General features: G+C 63.3%; 30 protein-coding genes and 1 riboswitch. Of the genes, 23 read left to right on the top strand and 7 right to left on the bottom strand.

Going from position 1 to position 22,582, the window contains the following annotated elements; translation table 11 throughout:
• Positions 1–3: 3 nt before the first annotated feature.
• A complete protein-coding gene (locus tag JQ567_RS14205) occupies positions 4–588 on the bottom strand; it encodes a hypothetical protein (protein WP_212439389.1) in 585 nt (194 codons plus the stop codon).
• A gap of 183 nt (positions 589–771) precedes the next feature.
• Here JQ567_RS14205 and JQ567_RS14200 point away from each other — a divergent pair, with 183 nt between their 5' ends.
• Entirely contained in the window at positions 772–1,524 is a 753-nt protein-coding gene (locus JQ567_RS14200) for a response regulator (RefSeq protein ID WP_212439388.1), read from the top strand.
• Between the two features lie 2 nt (positions 1,525–1,526).
• Positions 1,527–2,852, top strand: coding sequence for an ATP-binding protein (locus JQ567_RS14195; protein ID WP_212439387.1), 1,326 nt, complete (start codon positions 1,527–1,529; stop codon positions 2,850–2,852).
• 107 nt (positions 2,853–2,959) lie between these two features.
• Here JQ567_RS14195 and JQ567_RS14190 read toward each other — a convergent pair whose 3' ends face one another.
• The gene (locus JQ567_RS14190) at positions 2,960–3,154 is read right to left on the bottom strand and encodes a hypothetical protein (protein ID WP_192738155.1); all 195 of its coding nucleotides are present in this window, start codon (positions 3,152–3,154) and stop codon (positions 2,960–2,962) included.
• A gap of 263 nt (positions 3,155–3,417) precedes the next feature.
• On the opposite strand from JQ567_RS14190, the gene JQ567_RS39050 reads away from it, so the two are divergent.
• The 7 genes from JQ567_RS39050 (at position 3,418) to JQ567_RS14155 (ending at position 9,531) form a co-directional block, all read left to right on the top strand.
• Positions 3,418–4,089 carry a transglycosylase SLT domain-containing protein gene (locus tag JQ567_RS39050; protein ID WP_409363599.1) on the top strand — a complete coding sequence of 224 codons (672 nt, stop codon included), beginning with the start codon at positions 3,418–3,420 and terminating at the stop codon, positions 4,087–4,089.
• A 26-nt stretch (positions 4,090–4,115) separates the two neighbouring features.
• Positions 4,116–4,254, top strand: a riboswitch (TPP riboswitch).
• On the top strand, positions 4,242–5,255 hold the full coding sequence (locus JQ567_RS14180; protein ID WP_212439386.1) for an FAD-dependent oxidoreductase: 1,014 nt from the start codon (positions 4,242–4,244) through the stop codon (positions 5,253–5,255). It overlaps the preceding riboswitch by 13 nt.
• Positions 5,246–5,443 carry a sulfur carrier protein ThiS gene (thiS, locus tag JQ567_RS14175; protein ID WP_192738128.1) on the top strand — a complete coding sequence of 66 codons (198 nt, stop codon included), beginning with the start codon at positions 5,246–5,248 and terminating at the stop codon, positions 5,441–5,443. Before JQ567_RS14180 ends, thiS begins: the two co-directional genes overlap by 10 nt.
• Positions 5,444–5,603: 160 nt before the next feature.
• On the top strand, positions 5,604–6,386 hold the full coding sequence (locus tag JQ567_RS14170; protein ID WP_212439385.1) for a thiazole synthase: 783 nt from the start codon (positions 5,604–5,606) through the stop codon (positions 6,384–6,386).
• Complete coding sequence (locus JQ567_RS14165; RefSeq protein WP_212439384.1) at positions 6,373–6,981, top strand: thiamine phosphate synthase; 609 nt, start codon at positions 6,373–6,375, stop codon at positions 6,979–6,981. Before JQ567_RS14170 ends, JQ567_RS14165 begins: the two co-directional genes overlap by 14 nt.
• A 209-nt stretch (positions 6,982–7,190) precedes the next feature.
• The gene (gene thiC / locus JQ567_RS14160) at positions 7,191–9,107 is read left to right on the top strand and encodes a phosphomethylpyrimidine synthase ThiC (RefSeq protein ID WP_212439383.1); all 1,917 of its coding nucleotides are present in this window, start codon (positions 7,191–7,193) and stop codon (positions 9,105–9,107) included.
• A 25-nt stretch (positions 9,108–9,132) separates the two neighbouring features.
• On the top strand, positions 9,133–9,531 hold the full coding sequence (locus JQ567_RS14155; protein ID WP_212439382.1) for a hypothetical protein: 399 nt from the start codon (positions 9,133–9,135) through the stop codon (positions 9,529–9,531).
• A 93-nt stretch (positions 9,532–9,624) separates the two neighbouring features.
• Here the strand turns inward: JQ567_RS14155 and JQ567_RS14150 are convergent, their stop codons facing one another.
• The gene (locus tag JQ567_RS14150; protein WP_212439381.1) at positions 9,625–9,849 is read right to left on the bottom strand and encodes a DUF6429 family protein; all 225 of its coding nucleotides are present in this window, start codon (positions 9,847–9,849) and stop codon (positions 9,625–9,627) included.
• Between the two features lie 302 nt (positions 9,850–10,151).
• On the opposite strand from JQ567_RS14150, the gene JQ567_RS14145 reads away from it, so the two are divergent.
• The 3 genes from JQ567_RS14145 to JQ567_RS14135 all read left to right on the top strand — a co-directional run bounded on the left by JQ567_RS14145 (position 10,152) and on the right by JQ567_RS14135 (position 12,463).
• Entirely contained in the window at positions 10,152–10,433 is a 282-nt protein-coding gene (locus tag JQ567_RS14145) for a helix-turn-helix domain-containing protein (protein WP_212439380.1), read from the top strand.
• A gap of 940 nt (positions 10,434–11,373) precedes the next feature.
• Positions 11,374–11,760 (top strand): RidA family protein, encoded by a 387-nt coding sequence (locus JQ567_RS14140; RefSeq protein ID WP_212439379.1) that lies wholly within the window; start codon positions 11,374–11,376, stop codon positions 11,758–11,760.
• A gap of 4 nt (positions 11,761–11,764) precedes the next feature.
• Positions 11,765–12,463, top strand: a complete 699-nt coding sequence (locus JQ567_RS14135; RefSeq protein WP_212439378.1) for a glutathione S-transferase family protein — start codon at positions 11,765–11,767, stop codon at positions 12,461–12,463.
• Between the two features lie 90 nt (positions 12,464–12,553).
• Here the strand turns inward: JQ567_RS14135 and JQ567_RS14130 are convergent, their stop codons facing one another.
• A complete protein-coding gene (locus tag JQ567_RS14130; RefSeq protein WP_212439377.1) occupies positions 12,554–12,994 on the bottom strand; it encodes a hypothetical protein in 441 nt (146 codons plus the stop codon).
• 275 nt (positions 12,995–13,269) lie between these two features.
• Here JQ567_RS14130 and JQ567_RS14125 point away from each other — a divergent pair, with 275 nt between their 5' ends.
• From JQ567_RS14125 to JQ567_RS14105, 5 genes are all read left to right on the top strand, one after another.
• Positions 13,270–13,524, top strand: a complete 255-nt coding sequence (locus tag JQ567_RS14125; protein WP_212439376.1) for a hypothetical protein — start codon at positions 13,270–13,272, stop codon at positions 13,522–13,524.
• A 176-nt stretch (positions 13,525–13,700) separates the two neighbouring features.
• Positions 13,701–13,952 (top strand): hypothetical protein, encoded by a 252-nt coding sequence (locus JQ567_RS14120; protein ID WP_212439375.1) that lies wholly within the window; start codon positions 13,701–13,703, stop codon positions 13,950–13,952.
• 196 nt (positions 13,953–14,148) lie between these two features.
• Positions 14,149–14,916 (top strand): SDR family NAD(P)-dependent oxidoreductase, encoded by a 768-nt coding sequence (locus tag JQ567_RS14115; RefSeq protein ID WP_212439374.1) that lies wholly within the window; start codon positions 14,149–14,151, stop codon positions 14,914–14,916.
• A gap of 119 nt (positions 14,917–15,035) precedes the next feature.
• Positions 15,036–16,205 (top strand): cytochrome P450, encoded by a 1,170-nt coding sequence (locus tag JQ567_RS14110; RefSeq protein WP_212439373.1) that lies wholly within the window; start codon positions 15,036–15,038, stop codon positions 16,203–16,205.
• A 341-nt stretch (positions 16,206–16,546) separates the two neighbouring features.
• A complete protein-coding gene (locus JQ567_RS14105; protein WP_212439372.1) occupies positions 16,547–17,053 on the top strand; it encodes a collagen-like protein in 507 nt (168 codons plus the stop codon).
• A 187-nt stretch (positions 17,054–17,240) separates the two neighbouring features.
• Here the strand turns inward: JQ567_RS14105 and JQ567_RS14100 are convergent, their stop codons facing one another.
• Entirely contained in the window at positions 17,241–17,462 is a 222-nt protein-coding gene (locus JQ567_RS14100; RefSeq protein WP_212277134.1) for a hypothetical protein, read from the bottom strand.
• A gap of 146 nt (positions 17,463–17,608) precedes the next feature.
• A complete protein-coding gene (locus JQ567_RS14095; protein WP_212439371.1) occupies positions 17,609–17,875 on the bottom strand; it encodes a DUF2277 domain-containing protein in 267 nt (88 codons plus the stop codon).
• Between the two features lie 132 nt (positions 17,876–18,007).
• Here JQ567_RS14095 and JQ567_RS14090 point away from each other — a divergent pair, with 132 nt between their 5' ends.
• The 4 genes from JQ567_RS14090 (at position 18,008) to JQ567_RS14075 (ending at position 20,427) form a co-directional block, all read left to right on the top strand.
• Complete coding sequence (locus JQ567_RS14090) at positions 18,008–18,253, top strand: DUF2188 domain-containing protein (RefSeq protein WP_212439370.1); 246 nt, start codon at positions 18,008–18,010, stop codon at positions 18,251–18,253.
• Between the two features lie 84 nt (positions 18,254–18,337).
• The gene (locus tag JQ567_RS14085; protein ID WP_212439369.1) at positions 18,338–18,937 is read left to right on the top strand and encodes a hypothetical protein; all 600 of its coding nucleotides are present in this window, start codon (positions 18,338–18,340) and stop codon (positions 18,935–18,937) included.
• Between the two features lie 68 nt (positions 18,938–19,005).
• Positions 19,006–20,064 (top strand): alpha/beta fold hydrolase, encoded by a 1,059-nt coding sequence (locus JQ567_RS14080; protein ID WP_212439368.1) that lies wholly within the window; start codon positions 19,006–19,008, stop codon positions 20,062–20,064.
• Between the two features lie 18 nt (positions 20,065–20,082).
• Positions 20,083–20,427, top strand: coding sequence for an MmcQ/YjbR family DNA-binding protein (locus tag JQ567_RS14075; RefSeq protein WP_212439367.1), 345 nt, complete (start codon positions 20,083–20,085; stop codon positions 20,425–20,427).
• A 78-nt stretch (positions 20,428–20,505) separates the two neighbouring features.
• On the opposite strand, the gene JQ567_RS14070 is transcribed toward JQ567_RS14075, so the two are convergent.
• Positions 20,506–21,156 carry a hypothetical protein gene (locus tag JQ567_RS14070; protein WP_212439366.1) on the bottom strand — a complete coding sequence of 217 codons (651 nt, stop codon included), beginning with the start codon at positions 21,154–21,156 and terminating at the stop codon, positions 20,506–20,508.
• 350 nt (positions 21,157–21,506) lie between these two features.
• On the opposite strand from JQ567_RS14070, the gene JQ567_RS14065 reads away from it, so the two are divergent.
• Complete coding sequence (locus JQ567_RS14065; RefSeq protein WP_212439365.1) at positions 21,507–21,857, top strand: hypothetical protein; 351 nt, start codon at positions 21,507–21,509, stop codon at positions 21,855–21,857.
• Positions 21,858–21,965: 108 nt separating this feature from the next.
• Entirely contained in the window at positions 21,966–22,571 is a 606-nt protein-coding gene (locus JQ567_RS14060; RefSeq protein WP_212439364.1) for an MSMEG_1061 family FMN-dependent PPOX-type flavoprotein, read from the top strand.
• The last annotated feature ends 11 nt before the right edge of the window (positions 22,572–22,582 follow it).

Here is a 22,582-nt window from a genome sequence, read left to right as displayed (position 1 = left end):
ACGTCAGCTCTGGTAGTCGATCAGCAGCGCCGAGAACGAGGCACTGGTGCTCGATGTGCTCGAACTGCCGGTCGCGCTGTAGCTCGTGGATGACGACGCCGACAGTGATTCCTGCAGCGTCTGCAAAAACTGCTTGAGGATGTCGTCGATCGATGTGGTGCTCGAAGAAGTGTCGTCACTCGAGGACGTACCGTCAGCGGGCGGCGGGCCGCCGGGAGGCGGACCACCGGCGCCGCCGGGGCCACCCGGACCACCAGCCCCGCCGCCGGGGCCATTGGCGAAGGCGGCCTTGAAGACGCCCTGCAGTTCGGTGGCCTGCTCGCTGGTCAGCTTGCCGCTGGAAACCTGGCTGCTGATCAGATCGTCGATCTTCGACTTCATCTCCTCGGGCGAGGGCCTCGTGCCGCTGGCCAGGTCGCTGGCCCGGCTGGACTGCATCGCCGAGTCGATATCGGTCAGCGCCGCCGACAGCGCATCCTTGTCCGACGATCTGATGACGCCGGAATTGACTTCCGACAGCAACTCGTTCTGCAACTTCTGAAGGGGCGACTGGTAGGACTGGGCCGAGGCCGCCGAGATCGAGGTCATGATGGCTCCAAAGTTTCGTAGCAAGCGGTGGTAAGAGACGTCACGACCGTAGGGTTAACGGTCTTAACGAGGTCTTTGCAGCCGCGCCCTGACCTGTTGCCCCGTATTGCCCGACTCCACCTGGAAACATTGGGAAACAAAAATCCTTCGCCCGCATCCCCGAATCACCGACAAAAGGTCGACATGGCCCAGGCACAACCCAACATCCTCGTCGTCGAGGACGATCGCGAGACGCGCACGCTGATCGCGAAATATCTGCGCAACAATTCCTGCAACGTCACGACGGCGAGCGACGGCCGGGAGATGGCCCGCGCCATGACCGACCATCGCGTCGACCTCTTGATCCTCGACGTCATGCTGCCCGGCGAGGACGGTCTCAGCCTGTGCCGCAAGGTGCGCGCGACATCGCAGACCCCGATCATCATGCTGACGGCGCGCGGCGAGGACGTCGACCGCATCCTCGGCCTGGAGATGGGCGCCGACGATTATCTGCCGAAGCCGTTCAACCCGCGCGAATTGCTGGCGCGGATCAACGCGGTGCTGCGCCGGCAGGCTGCCGCGCAAACCGCCAGCGCGGTCGAAGGTGCCAGCGTGCTGACATTTCTGGGTTGGCGGATCGACTGCCGGCTGCGCGAGCTGCGCAATCCCGAAGGCGCGCGCGTCGCCATGACCAGCGCCGAATTCGACCTGCTGCGGACCTTCTGCGAGCGGCCCGGCCGCGTGCTGTCGCGCGACAGCCTGCTCGACCTCACCCAGGGCCGCAACGCCGGCTCGTTCGAGCGCTCGATCGACGTGCTGGTCAGCCGCATCCGCCGCAAGATCGAGCCCGATCCGCTGGAAGCCACCATGATCAAGACGGTGCGCTCGGGGGGCTACATGTTCACGCCGAGAGTTGAAGCGACAGGAGTCGAGGCAGTGACCGCCGGCGGCAAGTGATCATGAAGCTTTTTGGCTTTTTGAATCTTCGCGGCATCAGCGGCCAGATCGCGGCCCTCGTCATCGTCTCGATCGCAGCGCTGCATCTGATCATCACCGCGGGTTTCTGGCTGCACCGGCCGGACCAGCCCGACCCGTCATTCGATCGCGGGCACGGCCAGCTTGCCAGCGCCGTCCAACTGCTCGGCGCGGCACCCGCCTCCGAACGGCCGCGGCTGTCAGGCGACGTCGCGCGCGCCTTTCCGCAACTCGGCCTCCAGATCCTGCCGCCGGGCTTGACGCCGGAGGCGCGCGAACCCGAGGGCAATCTGCGCGGCCTGCAGCGGCGGCTCGGCCGCGATTATCGCATCTTCCCGCTGCCGCCTGACGGAGACGTCCGCAAGATCGGCGTGGCCTTGCCGGACGGCGCGATGGTTTCGGCGAATGTGATGCCGGACCAGCACCGGCCACCCTTCCTGGGCGGGCCGTGGATGATGACGCTGCTGTTTGCGGTCATCAGCGTCACCCTGCTCGGCCTTTGGGCGGCCCGCGCGCTGACGGCGCCGTTGTCGTCGTTCGCAAAGGCCGCCGAAAGTTTCAGCCTCAATGGCGCTGCGGCGCCGCTGCCCGAGCGCGGACCGGAGGAAATCCGCTCGGTCGCACGGGCGCTGAACCGGATGCGCGCGCGCATCACCGGCCTGATCGACGACCGCACCAAAATGCTCGCCGCCATCAGCCACGATCTGCGCACGCCGATCACAAGAATGCGGCTTCGTTCCGAATTCATCGAGGACGAAACCCATCGCAGCCGCATGCTCGACGATCTCGACCAGATGCGCGCGATGCTGGAATCGGTGCTGTCGTTCCTGCGCAACGACCGCAGGCTTGAATCGATGACGCTGGCCGACGTCGCCAGCACGCTGCAACTCATCACCGACCAATTCGGCGACATGGGACGCAAGGTCGCTTATGACGGCCCCGCGCATGCGATGGCGACGGTGCGGCCAGACGATCTGCACCGCAGCGTCACCAACCTCGTGGAAAATGCCGTGCGGTTCGGCGCCGAGGCCGTCATCCGTCTTCGCGTATCGGGCGACCAGATCACCATCGACGTCGAAGACGACGGCCCCGGCATTTCGGACGCGCAGAAGCAGATCATGCTGGAGCCGTTCGTGCGCGGCGACGACGCCCGCAACATGGATGAAGCCGCGGGCTTCGGCCTCGGCCTTTCCATCGCCAACGCCATTGTGCTCGCGCATGGCGGCACGCTGTCACTGCACGACCGGCAGCCGCGTGGGCTGGTGGTGCGCATCCAGCTGCCGGTTCATCAGCAGAGCGTTGCGGCGTAGATTCCAATTTTTGACGCGTTTTCTACCGCAGATAAGTCTACGCAATCTGCGTAAACTTGATTGCTCTGCGAACCGGAATCCACTTCGCTCGAAAACGCTATTGCTGGTCAGGCCGCCAGTGAATCCGGATGCGATTCCTCGTAGATCGCGACCGCCTCGAACTGATAGTCGCAGGCGCGGCAATACCACAGGAAGGACGTACGGCCCGCGTTGCTTTCGATCCAGTCGGGTCTCGAGATCGGCGTTCCGCATTGGGCACAGGGATTCTCACGGGGCAAATAGCTGGAATCCAGTCGAGCCATGGCGCATCTCCCCTCGCTGATATTTTTGTTTTGTATTTGAAATAGACAGCTTTGCTGTCGAAACTGAACACGCTGTCGCGAAGTCGTCTTTTAGACCTTCCTCGAATCATTTGCACGACAATCATGCACGGACGAATCGCCGCAATCCTGTTCGACCAATCGCCGCAATGGCGTCGAATTTTTCCTCTATTGCCGGTCGCTCCTCCGCAATAATCGTGTTACGCAAATCGTTAACGCGCAGGTTGCGCTCCCGAGATTTTTTGATGAAAGCTTTGCTGAACCTAGCCTCGTTCGCCGTCGTGGCACTTTTGGTTGCGCCACCAGCTGCGGCGCAACAGCGCGCGCAATATGAAAGCCTGGTTGCCGCCCATGCCCGCGCCAACAATGTGCCGGAAGCGCTGGTGCACCGCGTGATCGTTCGCGAAAGCAAATATCATCCGGATCTGGTCGGACGCGGCGGCACCATCGGGCTGATGCAGATCAAGCTTCCGACCGCACGCGGCCTTGGCTACACCGGCGACGCGGCAGGCCTGCGCGATCCCGACACCAATCTCACCTATGGCGTGAAATACCTCGCCGGCGCCTGGCGCGCCGCCAACAGCGACCATGCCCGCGCCATGCGTTTATACGCCAGCGGCTATTATTACGTCGCAAAGCGCCAGCGGCTGGAACGGCTCAACCAACCCGGACCAATGCTGGCGAGCGCCCCGCCAAACGACATCGCGGCAGCCAGCGACGCCCCGCTGGAGGCGAACGAAGCGGCTATTGAGCCGAATGAAGCTTTGAAACCGGCCGAAGCGGTCGAAAAGCCGAAAGCGGCGGCGACGCTCGTCCCGATCCCGAAGAAGCGTCCGAAGAAACTCGCCGAGGCGAAGCCGCAGGTTCCGCACCCGCCAGACGCCTTATCAGGTGCAAACGGCGCCAAGCCGCGTTGACACGCCCCCACATCGGCCTACATTAGATCTGTTCCGAGGGGGGCTCCGACGAGGAGCTGAGATACCGCAAGCTTGGACCTGCCAAATGGCACGGTTTGGGACCGCGGTGACCCTTTGAACCTGATCCGGGTCATGCCGGCGAAGGGACAGGGATGTTTCAGGGTTTCAAGCCGCGGGGGGATTCCCCTGTATCTATCATCGGCGCCGGCATTGCCGGCGCGTGGCAGGCGTTGCTGTTCGCGCAGGCTGGCCATGCCGTCACCTTGTACGAGCGCAGTGACGCCGCGATGACGCTGTCCACCAGCCATTGGGCCGGCGGCATGCTGGCGCCCTGGTGCGAGGCCGAAGCGTCCGAGCCCGTGATCGGGCGGCTCGGCATCCGCTCGCTCGACCTCTGGCGCGAGCATTTCCCGGACACCCCGTTCAACGGGTCACTGGTCGTGGCGCATCCGCGCGACCGCGCCGATTTCGAGCGTTTTGCCAAGCTCACGTCAGGCCATGTCAGGCTCGACGCGCAGGGCTTGCGCGAACTCGAACCGTCGCTGGAGGGCCGTTTCCGCGACGGGCTGTTTTACGCCGATGAGGGCCATGTCGAGCCGCGGCGCGTGCTGCCGGAACTGCACGCGCGTATCGCTGCGGCCGGCGGAAAAATCAAATTCGAGAGCGACGCCAGCGCGAACAATCTCGACGGCATCGTGATCGATTGCCGCGGCCTGGCCGCGCGCGATGCCCAGCCCGAGCTGCGCGGCGTCAAGGGTGAGATGATCATCGTCGAGACGTCGGAGGTCGAACTGGCGCGCCCGATCCGGCTGATCCATCCGCGCTGGCCGCTCTATGTGATCCCGCGCGGCGACGGCAGGTTCATGCTGGGCGCGACCTCGATCGAAGCCGAAGACACCGGCGTCAGCGTGCGCTCGGCGCTGGAGCTGTTGGGCGCCGCCTACGCGGTCCATCCGGCATTCGCCGAAGCGCGCATCGTCGAATTCGGCTCGGGGCTGCGACCGGCCTTTCCCGACAATCTGCCGCGGATCGCCATCAACGACGACAAGATCGCCGTCAACGGGCTCTATCGCCACGGTTTCCTGCTGGCGCCGGCGCTGGCGGAGCTGACGCTCTCTTACGTGCAGCGCCGCGTGATCGACAATGAGGTGATGCAATGCGTGTGACCATCAATGGCGAGGCGCGGGAGATCAACGCGTCAAGCGTCGATGCGCTGCTCCGCGAGCTCGAATACGAAGGCACGCATTTCGCAATCGCGCTGAACTACGACGTGCTGCCGAAGAGCCGCTGGGCGGAGACGCCGATCAAGAACGGCGACGAGATCGAGATCATCACGCCGAGGCAGGGAGGGTGAGGATGGGTGCACGCAAACTCTCTCCCCACGTCGTCCCGGCGAAGGCCGGGACCCATAACCACAGGCCGATGTGGTTACGGAAGGTCTCTGCCATTGTGCCACCAAGAGAGATCACGCGGTATGGGTCCCGGCGTTCGCCGGGACGACAGGAACTAACGCCATGCTGAACTTCTACGGCAAAACCTTTTCCTCCCGCCTGCTGATCGGCAGCGCGCTCTACCCCTCGCCGGCGATCATGCAAGGCGCTATCCGCGCCTCCGGCGCCAATATCGTGACTGTGTCGCTGCGGCGGGAAGCCGCCGGCGGCAAGACCGGCGATGCGTTCTGGTCGCTGATCCGCGAGCTCGACGTGTCAGTGCTGCCGAACACCGCGGGCTGCCGCAGCGTCAAGGAAGCGGTGACCACCGCCAAGCTGGCGCGCGAATTGTTCGGCACGCCCTGGATCAAGCTGGAAGTGATCGCCGACAACGACACGCTGCAGCCCGACGTGGTTGGCCTCGTCGAGGCCGCCGGCATCCTGATCAAGGACGGCTTTGAAGTATTTCCGTACTGCACCGAAGACCTCGGCGTTGCGATGCGGCTGGTCGACGCCGGCTGCAAGGTCGTGATGCCGTGGGCCGCGCCGATCGGCAGCGCCAAGGGCATCACCAACCGCGACGCGCTAAAACTGCTGCGCGACCGGTTGCCTGACATCACGCTGGTGGTGGATGCAGGCCTGGGCGCGCCCTCGCATGCGGCCCACGCCCTCGAACTCGGCTACGACGCGGTGCTGCTCAACACCGCCATTGCAAAAGCCGCCGACCCCGTCGCGATGGCGAACGCGTTTCGCCTCGGCGTCGAGTCCGGCCGCACCGCTTATAAGGCCGGGCTGATGGAAGCCCGCGATTTCGCCTCCCCTTCAACCCCTGTCATCGGGACACCGTTCTGGCATGCCGTATCCTGATAAATTCTATCCTGTCGTCGACAGCGTCAAATGGGTGACGCGGCTGACCGCGCTCGGCGTCGGCACCATCCAGCTGCGCGCCAAGGAGCTGAACGACTCCGAGGCGCTGCAGATCGTCAGCGACGCGCTCGCGGTGACCAAAGGCACCGCGACAAAGCTCGTGGTCAATGATTACTGGCGCGCGGCGATCGTCGCCGGCGCGGAGCATCTGCATCTCGGCCAGGAAGATCTTGCCGACGCCGATCTCGACGAAATCCGCAAAGCAAAGCTGACGCTTGGCATCTCCACCCATGACGACGAGGAACTGGCGACCGCGCTGCGTGCAGCGCCGGATTACATCGCGCTCGGACCGATCTTCCCGACCACGCTGAAATCGATGCGCTTCGCGCCGCAGGGCATTCCCAAAATCACCGAATGGAAAAAACGCATCGGCGACATCCCGCTGGTCGCGATCGGCGGCATCAAGTTCGAACAATCGGCCGAGATCTTCGCGGCCGGCGCCGACTCGATCGCGGTGGTCTCTGACGTCACCCAGAACACCGACCCCGACGCGCGGGTGAGGCAATGGCTCGGCGAAGAGCCGAAGGCCACGTGATGGATTATCGCCCGCGGATACACCCCCACCCCAGCCCTCCCCCGCAAGCGGGAGAGGGAGCGGACCTCGCTCTTCCCTCTCCCGCTTGCGGGGGAGGGTGGCGCGCGCGTCAGCGCGCGACGGGTGGGGGCTCGCGCCACGAACTCTATTCCCGGATCGGCCCGCGTAGCGTGCCGGACAAACTGACAACAAATTCAACGGAGGATAACATGAACATCCGCTCCAACCCCGACACCACCCTGCCCGCCGTCACCACCGGCCCGCTGCCCGCCTCGCGCAAAATCTGGGTCACGCCCGACGAAGCGCCGGATGTCCGCGTTCCCCTGCGCGAGATCATTTTGAGCGAAGGCGCCGGCGAGCCGAACCTGCCGGTGTACGACACCTCCGGCCCCTACACCGATCCTGACGTCACCATCGACGTCAATGCCGGCCTGAAGCGTGCGCGTATCGAGTGGGTGAAGGAGCGCGGCGGCGTCGAGGAGTATGAAGGCCGCGACATCAAGCCGGAAGACAACGGCAATGTCGGCGCTTCGCATGCCGCAAAAGCCTTCACCGCGCACCACAAGCCGCTGCGCGGGACAGGTGACCACATGATCACGCAGCTCGAATTCGCCCGCGCCGGCATCATCACCAAGGAGATGATCTACGTCGCGACCCGCGAAAACCTTGGCCGCAAGGTACAGCTCGAACGCGCGGAAGCCGCATTGGCCGACGGCGAAAGCTTTGGCGCCTCGGTGCCCGCGTTCGTGACGCCGGAATTCGTGCGCTCTGAGATCGCGCGCGGCCGCGCCATCATCCCCTGCAACATCAACCATGGCGAACTCGAGCCGATGATCATCGGCCGCAATTTCCTGACCAAGATCAACGCCAATATCGGCAATTCGGCCGTGACCTCGTCGGTCGAGGAAGAAGTCGACAAGATGGTGTGGGCGATCCGCTGGGGCGCCGACACCGTGATGGACCTCTCGACGGGCCGCAACATCCACACCACGCGGGAATGGATTCTCCGCAACGCGCCGATCCCGATCGGCACCGTGCCGATCTATCAGGCGCTGGAGAAGTGCGACGGCGATCCCGTCAAGCTGACCTGGGAGCTCTACAAGGACACGCTGATCGAGCAGTGCGAACAGGGCGTCGACTATTTCACCATCCACGCCGGCGTGCGCCTGCCCTACATCCACCTCACCGCCAACCGCGTCACCGGCATCGTCTCGCGCGGCGGCTCGATCATGGCGAAGTGGTGCCTGGCGCATCACAAGGAAAGCTTCCTCTACACCCACTTCGAAGAGATCTGCGATCTCATGCGCAAGTATGACGTCTCGTTCTCGCTCGGCGACGGCCTCCGGCCCGGCTCGATCGCCGACGCCAACGACCGCGCGCAATTCGCCGAACTGGAGACGCTTGGCGAGCTGACGCAGATCGCCTGGAAGAAGGGCTGCCAGGTCATGATCGAAGGCCCCGGCCACGTGCCGCTGCACAAGATCAAGATCAACATGGACAAGCAGCTCAAGGAATGCGGCGAGGCGCCGTTCTATACGCTTGGACCGCTGACCACCGACATCGCGCCGGGCTACGACCACATCACGTCAGGCATCGGCGCCGCCATGATCGGCTGGTTCGGCTGCGCGATGCTCTGCTACGTGACGCCGAAGGAGCATCTCGGCCTGCCCAACCGCGACGACGTCAAGGTCGGCGTCATCACCTACAAGATCGCGGCCCACGCCTCCGATCTCGGCAAGGGCCACCCGGCTGCCCAACTGCGCGACGACGCCCTCTCCCGCGCCCGCTTCGACTTCCGCTGGGAGGACCAGTTCAACCTCGGCCTCGACCCGGAAACCGCCCGCGCCTATCACGACGAAACGCTGCCCAAGGAAGCCCACAAGGTCGCGCATTTCTGCTCGATGTGCGGCCCAAAATTCTGCTCGATGAAGATCACGCAGGACGTGCGCGACTACGCCGCCACGCTGAACGACCCCGACAAGCGCGCGGTGGCGGGCAGCGTCGGCATGTCGATGTCAGGCGTGATCGAGGATGGCATGGCGACGATGTCGCAAAAGTTCAAGGATATGGGCGGCCAGGTTTATCTCGATGCGGAGAAGGTGAAGGAGAGTAATCGGGTGTTGTGAGGGCTGCGCACTCACCTGGACCGCAATGACGAACGATCTGACCGGCGTCTGGGACGGCACTTATATTCAGCCGTCAGTTGGAATGGTCACGTTTCTGACGACGCTCATCGATTCCGGTGGCGCGCTCGGAGGAAGCGTGACCGAACCCTGCATGACATCAGGCTGCCCAGTGAGCACCCACAACGCTTCGATCGCGGGTCAGCGCTCCGGCAGCGCTGTGTCGTTCATCAAACGCTACGAGCCGCCGGGCTACGGCTACAACAAGGTCTTCTATGAAGGCGCGGTCAATGCCGACGCCACGGAAATCAGCGGCCGTTGGCGATTGCCGGGCGCCACGCTCTCGGGGACATTTCTGATGGTCCGCTCGACCAAGACCGCACAATCGATCGCAACGGAAGAACGGACCAAGGAGCCGGTGCGCTAGCACGTGAGCGCGCGGCCCGTAGCCTGCAGGGCGGATTAGCGAAGCGTAATCCGCCGTCTTTCGGTGCAACGTTCTGCAACGGGCTATCGCCTCCTACTTCTTGAACATCTCCTCAAACAGCGCCTTGGCCCGTTCCAATCCTTCCTGTGTGAAAACCACCGATTTCACCTTCCCCACGGGATCGCGGATCATGCCCTTGTCGTGCAGACGTCCGAGCACATCCCAATCCATCCCCTTCCAGGCCCTATTGTCGTCGTGGAGCGTGAGATAGAGCAGCGCCAGCGCTGTGTCGTCGATTTTGTCGGTGTTGAGGACCATCGCGAACCTCCCTGCTGCAGGCTGGTTGCGGCTATCGTATTCGAGATCGCACAGCGAGCGTAGCCCGGATGAGCGCCAGCGACATCCGGGAACGGTGGGAATCCCGCATATCGCTGCGCTCATGCGGGCTACACATTACGAACGCCAGGACCCTGTGCTCCAACCAGAGAAGCGCAGGCCCCCTTCCCCCGTTAGTATTTCATTAACCATTTCCGCCCACCTTCCCCTCAGCGGCTTGGGGGCCGTTGATTCCTGATGCTTCTGCTCCGTGTTTGGGGGCTAGCGTTGATCGGGAGGTGTTGATGACCCAAGAGTCCCTTGAGCGCTTTTCCGGCGCGCCGGAGTTTTCATCGCCGGATCCGCAAAGCCTTGCGCCCCACGAACTTGCGCCCCATGAAATTGTGCCGATGCTGATCGGTTCCACCGTCGAGGCGGTCGAGCGCGAGCTCGTGGTGCAGACGCTGGTCCGGTGCGACGGCAATCGCACCCGCGCCGCGCGCGTGCTCGGCTTTTCCGTGCGCACGCTGCGCAACAAGATCCGCCAGTACACCACCGACGGGCTCGACGTTCCCGGGCCGGAGTAGACGGCAAATGTAGGGTGGATTGGAGCGAAGCGTAATCCGCCGCCTTCGGAGTCAGCCAAGGCGGCGGATTACGCCTTTGGCTCCAATCCGCCCTACCCGACTGCGTCGCCTCATGCGCAAGCGCAACCTTCAATCAGGCGCGCGACAAATCAACCCGACGGCCGCGCCCGGCGTAGCCTTGGCGAAGCCGGGGCAAATCAATTCTGATTTACGTAAATCGCGTCAAGCCCCGAAATAAAAAATATTTCTCTTTTCCAGAAACGAAAATCAGGGCATATATCTGCCCATCCCGCCCTACTCAGAAGGGCGTCGGCCGTCGTCACGGACGTTGGGCGGGTTGCGGTGGACGCTGATGTGCTGGCGACGAACGGCACTGAAGCGTACGGCGAAGTCGTGTGGTCCTGGCGCCCCGTTGCTGGCGTCAAGTTCCTGAGAAGCCAAAAGCTGATCAGGAGCGATGGTGGCAAGAAAGCCCGTTCACCAGGGAGAGCACGATATAAGCCGTAAAGCCACTGCGCAGGGAAAGTCGGGATGCCTCCGCTGCCCTGTATGCTCGTGTGCATTTTGTTCTGTGCAAACCGCACGCGAGACCGCGGGTGCAGCGCGCACCCGGCTTTCCCTGCGCCCTCCATGTTCGAGGGCGGGAAGTGACGCATAGCTCGGGCGCATCGCGCCGCGAGGATGTGAAACCATATCCACGTCGTCCCGGCGAAGGCCGGGACCGATACGCCGCGGCCCATCGGTGAGAACGCTGGCGTCAAATACCTTCTGCCGCAATGAACGTCACGGAGTATGGGTCCCCCGATGCGCAATTGCGCATCTGAGCCTTCGCCGGGACGACGTAGCGTAGCCCGGATGCACCGAGCGATATCCGGGACTGGCAGAAATCCCGCATGTCGCTATGCTCATGCGGGCTACAATTCACATATCGAGGCGCCCCATGCCCATCCAGCACTTCCTCCCTCCCGCCGGCATCAAGCCCCCGCCGCTGTCGTTTGCCGCCCGCGTCGGCGATCTGCTGTTCATCTCAGGCATTCCCGGCTTCGACGAAAAAGGCGCGCTGCCCGACGGCTTCGAGGCGCAGTTCGGCAACGTCGTGATCAACATCAAGCGCATCCTCGTTGAGGCCGGCGCGACGTTCCGCGACCTGGTCAAGGTCAACGTGCTGCTGACGCGCGCGTCCGATGTCGCCACCATGAACAAGCTCTATGCGGAAGCGTTCGGGCCGGCGCCCTATCCGGCGCGGACCACCTGCGTGGTGGTGGCGCTGCCTAACCCGCAGATGCTGATCGAGATCGAGGGCGTGGCGTCGTTGAAAGCGCGGTGACGCGATGCTGACGCTTTATTCCTATCCGGAACTGTTCGGCGTCGCCGACAATAACGGCTATGGGCTGAAAGTATTCGCCTTCCTAAAGCTCGCGGGCGTGCCGTTCGTCCATGAGCATCTGTTCGACGCCTCGGCGGCGCCGCGCGGGCAGCTGCCTTACATCGTCGATGACGGCGAGACGATCGGCGACAGCGAGACCATCATTGCGCATCTGGTGCGAAAATATCGCCTCACCATCGACGCCGCACTCACACCTGCGCAGCGCATGACCGATCATCTGGTCACGCGCATGCTCGACGATCTCTATTGGGTGATGTCGTATTCGCGCTGGAAGGACGATCGGTACTTCCCCGCGTTCCGCGACGGCTTCATGGCGCAGCATGCGCAGATCGACGCGGCCGGGCTGAACAAGGCGCGGGACTACAACGCGCAGCGCTATTATTTTCAGGGCATCGGCCGCTACACGCCCGACCAGGCCTACGCGCGCGGGCTGGCGGATCTACAGGTGCTGGCTGATCTGATTCCGGCGGATGGATATGTGCATGGGGTGACGCCGACCAGCGTCGATGCCGGCATCTACGGCTTCATCGCCAATATCCACTTCTTCCCGATCCCGACGCCGCTGAAAGCGTTCGTGTCGGATCATCCCGATCTCGTTCGCCATTGCGAGGCTGTTCACGCGATGGTGAGCAAGAAATCGTAGGGTGGGTTAGCCGAAGGCGTAACCCACCGATGTCTCAATGCGCACGAAGATGGTGGGTTACGGCTTCGCCTAACCCACCCTACGCACCTACTACCTCAGCGTAATCGCCAAGCCGCTCAAATCCGCATTCGCCATCAGTCCGGTCTGCTGGCCGGCGAGTTCGAGCACCGCGCCCTTCTGGTTGGTCAGCACGATCGCGCGCGCGCCGCGGCCGATCGCAAGGCCCGCGCCCGCCGCGCCATAGACGCCGGCGACGTCGGACGGGCGATAGATGTTGCTGACGCGGCCGCGCAGCACCGTCTTCGAGCCGCCGAACACCAGGCCGTAATCCAGCCCGCCGGTGGAGAGCGCGTAGCGCCTGCCGCGGAAGTTCAGCGTGCCGCTGCCGCCCGAACCGCCGATGATCCATCCGGCCTTGTAGATCGTCATCGCGATGGTGCCCTCATCGGCACGGGCGACGGAGGACAGCGCGGCGCCGGCGAAAGCCGTCAGCACTACGAGCGCGACACGAATGGCGGATGACTTCTTCATGCAGTGTTTCCTTGAGCGTGGAGAGCGAGCGCCGCGACGGTGAATCAGGTCGCGCTTCGCCGATTGTAACCGATTGACGGGATCGACAAAGCCTATTCACGCCGCGTGATTTGCAGGGTTCCACCGCGCTGCCGGCTCGGCCATTTCCGGGCGCGCGGCTTTGAACCAATCGGGCACTTGCGGGACATAATTCATGACCGGGGCATGACGCCTCGGGCGCCTCCCCGATGCACGCGGGAGAGCTGCAAACCCCTTGATATTCAGGAGATCCATCCATGCGCCGTCTTTGCCTCTTCGCCGCCACCGTCGCTGTTGCGGTCACCGCGCTTGCCGCCATGAGCCCCGCCGAGGCCTCCTTCCACCTGATCCGCTGGCAGGATTCCGGCTTCTGCCAGATCTGGGACCAGAGCGTGCCGACCGTGCCGTATCCGGGCAACTACACCGTCGTCGTCGGCAGCGAAGTGCCGACCTTCGGCGACGCGCTGGTGCTGAAAGACGGCCTGCTGCACAACGGCACCTGCTCGTTCTGAGCGCGCGTTAACGCTTCGATCGAGGCCGGCCCCGCCGGCCTTTTTCGTGGCGGAAAAATTGAACCAATCACGCTTTCGCCACACTCAATGAATGCCCGGATCCCCATCGGGCGCCGTCCCCGCCAGCACGCATTGCGGGGGCCGGCCAGACATTTCCCAACAGGAGACCTTTGCCCATGCTTCGAGTTACCGCTCTCAGTGCCGCCGCCGCTATCGCGCTGTCCGCTTTTGCCGCGACCGCGCCTGCCGAAGCCGCGTTTCATCTGATCCGCTGGGAAGGCACCGGCGCCTGCCAGATCTGGGACGAGAGCATTCCGACCAAGCCGATCCCCTCGAATTACAAGACCGTCAGCAAGCCGGTCCCGACCTTCGCCGCCGCGCTCGCAATGAAGGACGGCATGATGAAGAAGGGCGCCTGCAAGCTGTAAGCCTGCGCGCTCAACCATCATCAATTCGTCGATCAAGGCCGGTGGCGATGCCCCGGCCTTTTTCATGTCGTTGCTCCGGCTCCATGCTCCGCACACACCTGCCCCGCGCATGACGGCAGCCTTCGGGGGCTGACGGCCCGCGATCCGCATCCTAGTATGGCCCTCACACAAAAACAGAACCGTTGAGGAAACACCTATGCCCCTGCTCCAAAATCACATCGCTGTCATCACCGGCGCAGGCTCCGGCATCGGGCGCGCGATCGCGAAAGGCTACGCCAGCGAGGGCGCGCGCGTGGTGCTGCTCGACATGAACGAGCAGGCCGCGGCCAGCGTGGCCGGCGAAATCCGCGACGCCGGCGGCAAGGCGGAGAGCTTCCTGCTCGACGTCACCAGGCGCGAGGACTGCGCCGCGATCGCCAGGCTCGTCGCCGAAAAAATTGGCCAGATCTCGATCCTGGTCAACAATGCCGGCATCGCCCGCCGCAACGGCATGCTGGGCGCGGCGGAAGCCGTGATCAACGATTGGGAAGACATCATCGCGATCAACCTCACCGGTGTTTTCAATGTGACGCATGCGTTTCTCGAACCGCTGCGCGCCGCCAAGGGGCGCATCGTCAATATCGGCTCGATCCAGTCGTTCGTGCATCTGAAGACGCCGAGTTCGCCAGCCTACACCGCCTCCAAGCACGGCGTGCTCGGCTTCACCAAGGCGCTCGCCGCCGAACTCGGCAAGGACGGCGTCCGAGTCAACGCGATCGGCCCGGGCTTCATCGAGACGCCGCTGAACGAAAAGGTCCGCGCCAGCAATCCGGCGCTGGTGAAAGTGTTCGTCGACCACACCCCGCTCGGCCGCGCCGGCACCGCCGAAGACATTGTCGGCCCCGCGGTCTTCCTGGCGTCCGATCTGTCCGCTTATGTGTCGGGATCGATCGTGATGGTGGATGGCGGCTACCGGACGGTCTGAGCCCGACGGGACCCACGATTTGGTGCGGGAACCCAACAAAAACGGATTGCCGGGTCGGGCCCGGCAATGACATACTTGCCTAGGCAACTAGTTAGCCCTCCCACCCACGGCAACCGATCATGTCCAACGCCCCGCATTTCGACATCGACGTACCAACGTTCTGGGCCGATCCCTATCCGGCCCTGGCGCGGATGCGGAAGGAGGCGCCGATCGCGTTCGTGCCGCAGCTGGGCTCGACCGTGTTCACCCGGCGCGACGACATCTTCACCCAGGAAAAACGCATAGACGTGTTCTCCTCGCATCAGCCGGCGGGGCTGATGAACGTGCTGATGGGCCACAACATGATGCGCAAGGATGGCGATGCGCATATGTCGGAGCGCGCGGCGATGTTTCCGGCGGTATCGCCGCGCACCGTGCGCGACACCTGGGTGCGCCAGTTCCAGGCCCATGCCGACCGCATCCTCGACGAGCTCGTGCCGCAGGGCAAAGCCGATCTGTGCAAGGCGCTGGCGCTGCCGCTGTCGGCCGAATGCCTGAAGGATATCACCGGGCTGACCAACATGCGCTACCAGGACATGGACGCCTGGTCGCAGGCGATGATCGACGGCATCGCCAATTACACCGGCAACAAGGAGGTCGAGGCGCGCTGCCACGCCGCGACATCAGGCATCGATGCCGCGATCGACGACATGATCCCGGTGGTGGCCAAACATCCCAACACCTCGATCCTCAGCGTGCTCTTGGCCTCGGGCCAGAACATGGAAAGCATCCGCGCCAACATCAAGCTGGCGATCTCGGGCGGCCAGAACGAGCCGCGCGACGCCATCGCGGGCGCGACCTGGGCGCTGCTGACCCATCCCGAACAGCTCGCGCTGGTCCGCGAGGGCAAGGCGAAGTGGCTCGACGTGTTCGAGGAATATGCGCGCTGGATCGCCCCGATCGGCATGTCGCCGCGCCGCGTTGCGAAACCGTGGTCCTATGGCGGCGTCGATTTCGAGCCGGAGGATCGCGTGTTCTTCATGTTCGGCTCCGCCAACCGTGACGAATCCTGTTTCGGCGACCCCGACCGTTTCGACATCACCCGCAACACGTCGAAGAGCATCGCCTTCGGCGCCGGCCCGCATTATTGCGCCGGCGCCTTTGCCTCGCGCGCGATGGTCGCGGATGTCGCGCTGCCCGGCATTTTCACACGGCTGAAGGGTCTACAACTCGACGAGAGCGAGCCGGTACGGATCGGCGGCTGGGCGTTTCGCGGGCTGCTCAATCTGCCCGTGACCTGGATCACGTAAGCACAGCGAGACTTCCCCATTCGGGCCGAAAAATCGAACTGATATCAGCAAGCTGACGACCAATCTCCACACACCAAAACAATGGAGAACGACAATGCTTGCGGAAATCTTTTTGCTGCGCCTGGAAGCCAAGTTGCGATCGAACCAACAAACCACGCCATTGAGGAATCCACGCTTCGTGCCGATTGTACTGCGTTCGTAGCAGAACCGTCATCGGGGGCCCGCCGACGGCGACGCCTCCATGACGATTCCGTTGATGTTGATCAAAATCGACAACTCAATTGAAGCCGTCATCAAACGTCTGATAAGAAGCGCTTCGGAATCATATTCGGAGCGCGCACGTGGCGGACGAAGCAGGTACCCGGCAGGGACGACAGGGACCACAGGGCCCGCGCGGTGAGCCCGGACGTCCCGGACCGCAGGGGCATCCCGGACCGCCAGGCCTGGAAGGCCCGCGCGGCAAGCCTGGAGCGGACGGCAAGGCCGGCGCGCAAGGTAAAGCCGGACCGCAAGGCAAGCGCGGCGAGGCTGGCCCGCAGGGCAAGCCCGGTCCGCAAGGCGCAGCCGGTCCGCGCGGCGAACCTGGACCGCCCGGCCAGTTGCCCTCGATCGAGCAGATAATGCCGTGGCTGCATCTGATTTTCGATGCCTGGGAAGATCACCGGAAAATGCGCGAGCGCGAGGCGGCGGAGCGTGAAGCCGCGGCACTCGAGGCCGCCGAACGTGAAGCCGCCGAGCGAGAGGCGCTCGAGACGGCCCTGCACGGTGATGATGGCGACGCTGATGATGACGACGATCGCCACAAGGAAAAGAAGAAGCACAAGCGCAAACACAAGGACAAGAAGTAAGCGCGCCGCTCAGCGCCGCGGACGCCGCAACGACAGGTCAGCGATGGCCCGACTGTCATGACAAACAGGCCCTCGAGCGTCGCCTACCATTCGCCCGCCGGGATCATGGGATCGACCTGGCCACGCAGCCTGGCCACGCCAGTCAGGTGAACAACATCAGCAACGCCCGGCCCAACAAACGCGCGATTCAATGAGCGGCGCTGGGCCCGGCGCCAATATCCGGCAGCAGGCGCATCAGCCGGAAGCACCAGCGCATGACGCGATACCAGAGAAAACCCGCAATGGAGCCCGAAATCGCGAGAATGGTGATGATGGCGGGCTCGTAGCTTCCACCCACCCACAGCATCCAGCCGGACCACAGCACGGTGAAAGCGATGGCGCTCAGTTTCAGGGGAATCGTCGGCTTCATGACACCCTCCATGGCAATCGGATGGTGCCAACCTATGCCCGGGCGACCGGCCGCACTGTGAGCTACGTCACGTGGGCTACGGACCCCTGGAAAATGCGATGGGGATCGCCTCCAATTCAATTGCCGGGCGGCGAACGCAGCCCGTCTTATCCGAATCTCGCCCGCGAACGCTCCCGTGCCTTCTCGGCCTCGACCTCGCGATCGCGGGCCGGCGCGTTGGTCTCCAGCGACGCCAGCAGGCGGCGGGCGCTGTCGGAAACCTCGGAGACCGCGCGGTTGAAGGCCTCCGCATTGGCCTGCGACGGCGAGTTGAACCCGGAAAGCTTGCGCACGAATTGCAGCGCCGAAGCATGGATTTCCGCGTGCGTCGCCGGCGGCTCGAAATTGAACAAGGTCTTGATGTTGCGGCACATGGTTCTCTCCTCGGGATGCAGGCTGGCCATTCCAAGGACGAACGGCCGATGCAAAATCCGACAGTTTCGACTATTCTGTCATAGATTGACCGGCGCGTTCACCCTCTCGGCAATGGCAATAGCGAGTTCCCGATGAGCCACGTGACCTACAAGATCATCGAGCATGACGGCGGCTGGGCCTATACCGCCAATGGCGTTTTTTCCGAACCGTATCCGACCCATGCCGCGGCGCTCGCGGCCGCGCGGCGAGCGGCGGCCGAGCAGCGGGTGCCCGGGCGCACCGAGGTGATCGAATACGAAACCGCAGACGGCAAGTGGCAGACCGAGACCGCGGCCGGCAACGACCGGCCGGAGACCGATGTCGAGGACACCGCCTAGCCGCACAGGGCGCACGCCTCAAGTCTGGTGAACGCAAGCGACGAAAGCCGCGACCAACGGTGGCGCGACAGCGAAAGGCATCCGATGCTCGCCCCGATCCGCCGCGGCCTCGGCCTTGCGCTCGCCATTTATCTTCTGGGTCAGACTTCGCCAGCTTTCGCTTGTGCCTGCTGCACCAATGAAGGTCAGCGCAACGTCGCCACCGTGGCGCTGGATTCCGGCAAGCAGCATGAGATTGAAAGCCTGCGTTTCGGCAGCAAGGCGACCTTGTTCACGGGCGAAGGCGAAGTCGAGGGCATCCAAGGCATCGCCACGCCCGCCGGCACCTACAAGCTTTCGGCGCAATGGCGCGAGGACAGGCTCGTGCTTTCGTTCCGCGACGCCGCCGACCACACCGGCACGTTATCGTTGGCGCGTCCCCCAACGATCTCGGTGTTCGAGGTCGACCCGCGCGACCGGCCCGACAGGGGCCAGGGACCGACGCTCTACAAGGAATGGAAACTGTCAGCGCCGGCCTCAGGCAGCGGCGTGTTTCAGCCTGGTATCGCAAGGCAGCAGATCCTGACGCTGATCCTGCAGGGCGGCGGCAATTCCTGCACCTCCGGGGTCGACTTTACGCACTGGACGCTGGTGATGCAGGGCCCGAAAGCCAATTACACGCTGTACGGCAATCTGGTGCGGTGAAACGGTCGTTGTGATAGGCTCCCTGACAAGTGGCCCTAAAAAAGAGCGCCGCATCAGGGGAGATCAGCATGAATTTTTCGCAAATCACATTAACGGCTGCTATCGCCTTGACCTCCTTCGCCGCATCTGCCGCAGATTATCAGGCGCCCAAACAGGGCGACTGGATCGCCAAGGACTTCAAATTCCACTCCGGCGAAACCATGGAGCTGCGGCTGCACTACACCACGATCGGCGAGCCGACCGGCCAGCCGGTGCTGGTGCTGCATGGATCGGGTGGCTCGGCCACCAACATGCTGACGCCGACCTTTGCCGGTGAATTGTTCGGCCCCGGCCAGCCGCTGGACGCGGCGAAATACTACATCATCATCCCGGACGGGCTCGGCCACGGCAAGTCGTCAAAGCCCTCCGACGGCATGAAGACGGCATTCCCGAAATACAATTACGAGGACATGGTCGACGCGCATTACCGCCTGGTCAAGGAAGGCCTCGGCGTGAAGCACCTGCGGCTGGTGATCGGCAATTCGATGGGCGGCATGCACACCTGGATCTGGGGCGGAAAATATCCGCAGTACATGGACGCGCTGGTGCCGATGGCCGCGCAGCCGACCGAGATGGCGGCGCGCAACTGGATGCTGCGGCGGATGATGTTGGAGACCATCCGTAACGATCCCGACTACAACCGCGGCAATTACATTACCCAGCCGCGCATGATGAAATACGCCATCGCCGCCTACGGCATCGCCACCGGCGGCGGCACGCTGGCCTATCAGATGCTGGCGCCGACGGGCGCGAAGGCGGACAAGATGGTGGATGACCGGCTGGCGCTGCCGATTACAGCCGATGCCAACGACTTCATCTATCAGTGGGAAGCCTCGCGCGATTACAATCCGTCCGCAGGCCTCGACAAGATCGAAGCGACGCTGCTTGCGATCAACGCCGCCGACGATGAGCGCAATCCGCCGGAAACCGGCGTCACCGATGCTGCGATGAAACGCGTCAAGAACGGCCGCCTGTTCCTGATCCCGGCCTCGACCGAGACGCGCGGACACCTCACGACAGGCAATGCGGCATTCTACAAGAAGCAATTGCAGGAATTGCTGCAGACCGCGCCGCAACGGACGATGTGAGCCGGAGCGAAGCGTGCGATGTCGGGCCGTTTTCGCAAAGCCGCACTCGCGCTCCCCGGCGCAGTCGAAGGCGCGCATCAGGGCCAAGCCGATTTCCGGATCGGCAAACGCATCTTCGCGACGCTCGGTTACCCCGATGATGATTGGGGCATGGTGAAGCTCACCCCCGAACAGCAGTCGGTGCTGGTCGAGGCCGAGCCTGACATCTTCCGCCCCGTGCCCGGCGGCTGGGGCAAGCAGGGCTACACCAACGTGCTTCTGGAAACGGCTGACGCGACAACGCTGAAGAGCGCGCTCACCATGGCGTGGAAGAACGTCGCGCCGAAGGCTTCCGCCAAACGGCGCGTGACAAGGCAGCCTTGATTTCGCGCCGTATCAACCTGCGGCCCCGCAGTTTGCGTCGCTGTCCATTGCTCAATCCAATCGTCAATTGTGAAAGGATCATCGAAACTCAGGGCAGCTACCCCATGGGACGTTGCGCGCCCTGTTCTTGTCAGGGGTACCTTTCAGGCCGGCGTGCAGAACGTTCACTTCCTGCAATTCGTATCGGTGGGTTGCGAATTCATGGGAAAAGATCACGTCAATTGTCGTGTACGACCATATCAGGCAAAGAACGCACACAGGCGCGAAACGCAGTTGAGGCAAGTAGTATTGGAAATGGACGCGCGAACTGGCGCGGTCCCCGCGCATGTCCGGCACTTCCTGAGTTTGGACGTATTCCGCACCCATGCTGCGCATCACGGCATGGGCCGAAGCCAGTTGGCGATTGATGGACGGATCGGATCCAGCAAGCTCTCTGATGTGTGAGAGAAGCTGATCATTGAGATTGCTGTTGAAAGACACTGTCGGGCCCCGAAAGCCATTGTCCGACGGCCAAAACACCCCATTCGACAGACCGGGCCATACTGTCCAGCGTTGCGCGCCGGCCCGAGACAGGATGCGCTCGTATTCAGCAACGCTAATCGAACCGACGCTGCATTTCTCCAACCCTACGAGTTCCGTAAAGCTGAAAGCCCAAAGCAATATGGGGAGCGCAAACAGCAATCCCACGGGTGAGAGCAGGCCTATTGCAATCTTCGGGTTCGTGCTCAACGCGTTTCCATTCGTGAAGATGACCCGTGGAGCGGTTCCTTGCATCAACCGCGGGACGTTAGACCGCATCTTGGGCAACTTGCTGCGCCCGGTAGCTCACCACGAATCTGCACGCATGGTCGATAGCACGTTCGTGCTGCCCCTATTTCAAGATAGCAATCAGGTCGGTGCGACGAATGAGCCAGCCTGCCCCGCATCAAACCGTACAGGACGACCGGCCAGAAGTTCCGATTTCGCACCGCATCAATGCCACTTCTCATATCGCTCATTATTTGAGCGTGCATCGGCTCGCCTGCTCCGCTTGAATTGTGATGGATACGATTCGACCAATCAACACGGCGGAGGATTGGATGCGACTAGCGCAGCTCGTTCTGCTCGTGTGTCTCTGTGCGCTCGCAGGCGCCGCGCTCGCCGTCGATAACGGGCAATTCGAAAATGTCCCACCCGATATCCGCAACTGGTTCAAAAGTGTGATCGCGCCGAACGGCGTGCCCTGCTGCGATATCTCCGACGGCCATCGCACCTCCTACGACGTGCGCGACGGCGCCTATTGGGTGCCGATCGAAGGCCAGTGGATGGCGGTACCCGACCGCGCCGTCATTCGCGATCACGGCAATCCGATCGGAGAGGCCGTGGTGTGGTACGTGCATCACCGCGGCAGCATTATCATCAGCTGTTTCGTGCCTGCGGACGCGGTGTAGGATTCCGGCAGCATCCGGGATCGCAGGATGTAGAGATAAAAGGTGGTCGCCGGAATACCGCGATGGTATCTTCACGTCATCGCGCCGCATTCATTCAGGAGATGTGCCTTGACCGACTTTGCCGCCAGCGACCTCGCCGCGATCTATCCTGCCCCCTCGCCGCGCGTGATCGCGAAGGCGCGCCCCGAGATCGACGTCCATGCGAAGAAATTCATCGGCATGTCGCCGTTCTCCGTGCTGGCCACGTCGGGCTCGGACGGCAGCGTCGACGCCTCGCCGCGCGGCGGCAATCCCGGCTTCATCCATGTCGCCGGACCGAAGGCGCTGCTGATGCCGGACCGCTCCGGCAACAACCGGATCGACAGCTTTCGCAACATTGTCGAGGGAAGCGGCTTCGTGCAGCTGATCTTCTTCGTGCCGGGGATCGACGAGACGCTACGCGTCGGCGGCAAGGGCAAGGTATCGGTGGATCCGGAGGTGATGGCGTCGATGGTGGAGTTCGGCAAGCCACCGCGTGCGGTGCTGCACATCGACGTGCACGAGGCCTATTTCCATTGCGGCAAGGCGCTGATGCGATCAAAGCTGTGGGCGGGCGATACGCGGGTGGAACGCGCTGTGATGCCGAGCATCGGCGAAGTCATTCACGACCAGACAGGCCTTGGCGAACGGGAAAGCCAGGAAGTGATTTACGAGCGGTACAAGACTCAGCTGTGAGGAAAGCCGGG

This window comes from Bradyrhizobium sp. AUGA SZCCT0431 (assembly GCF_018131065.1).
GTDB lineage: Bacteria > Pseudomonadota > Alphaproteobacteria > Rhizobiales > Xanthobacteraceae > Bradyrhizobium.
The sequence above is the reverse complement of the archived record's forward strand: the minus strand, read 5'-3'. Positions and strand labels throughout refer to the sequence as shown.

What these genes read in the sequence shown, in the direction of transcription:
- JQ567_RS14195 (WP_212439387.1), top strand. Translation starts at nt 1,527, where the DNA reads ATGAAGCTTTTTGGCTTTTTGAATCTTCGCGGCATCAGCGGCCAGATC.
- JQ567_RS14150 (WP_212439381.1), bottom strand. Translation starts at nt 9,849, where the DNA reads ATGGTCCTCAACACCGACAAAATCGACGACACAGCGCTGGCGCTGCTC.
- JQ567_RS14110 (WP_212439373.1), top strand. Translation starts at nt 15,036, where the DNA reads ATGTCCAACGCCCCGCATTTCGACATCGACGTACCAACGTTCTGGGCC.
- JQ567_RS14115 (WP_212439374.1), top strand. Translation starts at nt 14,149, where the DNA reads ATGCCCCTGCTCCAAAATCACATCGCTGTCATCACCGGCGCAGGCTCC.
- thiC (WP_212439383.1), top strand. Translation starts at nt 7,191, where the DNA reads ATGAACATCCGCTCCAACCCCGACACCACCCTGCCCGCCGTCACCACC.
- JQ567_RS14080 (WP_212439368.1), top strand. Translation starts at nt 19,006, where the DNA reads ATGAATTTTTCGCAAATCACATTAACGGCTGCTATCGCCTTGACCTCC.
- JQ567_RS14145 (WP_212439380.1), top strand. Translation starts at nt 10,152, where the DNA reads ATGACCCAAGAGTCCCTTGAGCGCTTTTCCGGCGCGCCGGAGTTTTCA.
- JQ567_RS14075 (WP_212439367.1), top strand. Translation starts at nt 20,083, where the DNA reads ATGTCGGGCCGTTTTCGCAAAGCCGCACTCGCGCTCCCCGGCGCAGTC.
- JQ567_RS14095 (WP_212439371.1), bottom strand. Translation starts at nt 17,875, where the DNA reads ATGTGCCGCAACATCAAGACCTTGTTCAATTTCGAGCCGCCGGCGACG.
- JQ567_RS14180 (WP_212439386.1), top strand. Translation starts at nt 4,242, where the DNA reads ATGTTTCAGGGTTTCAAGCCGCGGGGGGATTCCCCTGTATCTATCATC.
- JQ567_RS14090 (WP_212439370.1), top strand. Translation starts at nt 18,008, where the DNA reads ATGAGCCACGTGACCTACAAGATCATCGAGCATGACGGCGGCTGGGCC.
- JQ567_RS14100 (WP_212277134.1), bottom strand. Translation starts at nt 17,462, where the DNA reads ATGAAGCCGACGATTCCCCTGAAACTGAGCGCCATCGCTTTCACCGTG.
- thiS (WP_192738128.1), top strand. Translation starts at nt 5,246, where the DNA reads ATGCGTGTGACCATCAATGGCGAGGCGCGGGAGATCAACGCGTCAAGC.
- JQ567_RS14205 (WP_212439389.1), bottom strand. Translation starts at nt 588, where the DNA reads ATGACCTCGATCTCGGCGGCCTCGGCCCAGTCCTACCAGTCGCCCCTT.
- JQ567_RS14130 (WP_212439377.1), bottom strand. Translation starts at nt 12,994, where the DNA reads ATGAAGAAGTCATCCGCCATTCGTGTCGCGCTCGTAGTGCTGACGGCT.
- JQ567_RS14135 (WP_212439378.1), top strand. Translation starts at nt 11,765, where the DNA reads ATGCTGACGCTTTATTCCTATCCGGAACTGTTCGGCGTCGCCGACAAT.
- JQ567_RS14065 (WP_212439365.1), top strand. Translation starts at nt 21,507, where the DNA reads ATGCGACTAGCGCAGCTCGTTCTGCTCGTGTGTCTCTGTGCGCTCGCA.
- JQ567_RS14125 (WP_212439376.1), top strand. Translation starts at nt 13,270, where the DNA reads ATGCGCCGTCTTTGCCTCTTCGCCGCCACCGTCGCTGTTGCGGTCACC.
- JQ567_RS14155 (WP_212439382.1), top strand. Translation starts at nt 9,133, where the DNA reads ATGACGAACGATCTGACCGGCGTCTGGGACGGCACTTATATTCAGCCG.
- JQ567_RS14085 (WP_212439369.1), top strand. Translation starts at nt 18,338, where the DNA reads ATGCTCGCCCCGATCCGCCGCGGCCTCGGCCTTGCGCTCGCCATTTAT.
- JQ567_RS14165 (WP_212439384.1), top strand. Translation starts at nt 6,373, where the DNA reads ATGCCGTATCCTGATAAATTCTATCCTGTCGTCGACAGCGTCAAATGG.
- JQ567_RS14200 (WP_212439388.1), top strand. Translation starts at nt 772, where the DNA reads ATGGCCCAGGCACAACCCAACATCCTCGTCGTCGAGGACGATCGCGAG.
- JQ567_RS14190 (WP_192738155.1), bottom strand. Translation starts at nt 3,154, where the DNA reads ATGGCTCGACTGGATTCCAGCTATTTGCCCCGTGAGAATCCCTGTGCC.
- JQ567_RS14170 (WP_212439385.1), top strand. Translation starts at nt 5,604, where the DNA reads ATGCTGAACTTCTACGGCAAAACCTTTTCCTCCCGCCTGCTGATCGGC.
- JQ567_RS14120 (WP_212439375.1), top strand. Translation starts at nt 13,701, where the DNA reads ATGCTTCGAGTTACCGCTCTCAGTGCCGCCGCCGCTATCGCGCTGTCC.
- JQ567_RS14140 (WP_212439379.1), top strand. Translation starts at nt 11,374, where the DNA reads ATGCCCATCCAGCACTTCCTCCCTCCCGCCGGCATCAAGCCCCCGCCG.
- JQ567_RS39050 (WP_409363599.1), top strand. Translation starts at nt 3,418, where the DNA reads ATGAAAGCTTTGCTGAACCTAGCCTCGTTCGCCGTCGTGGCACTTTTG.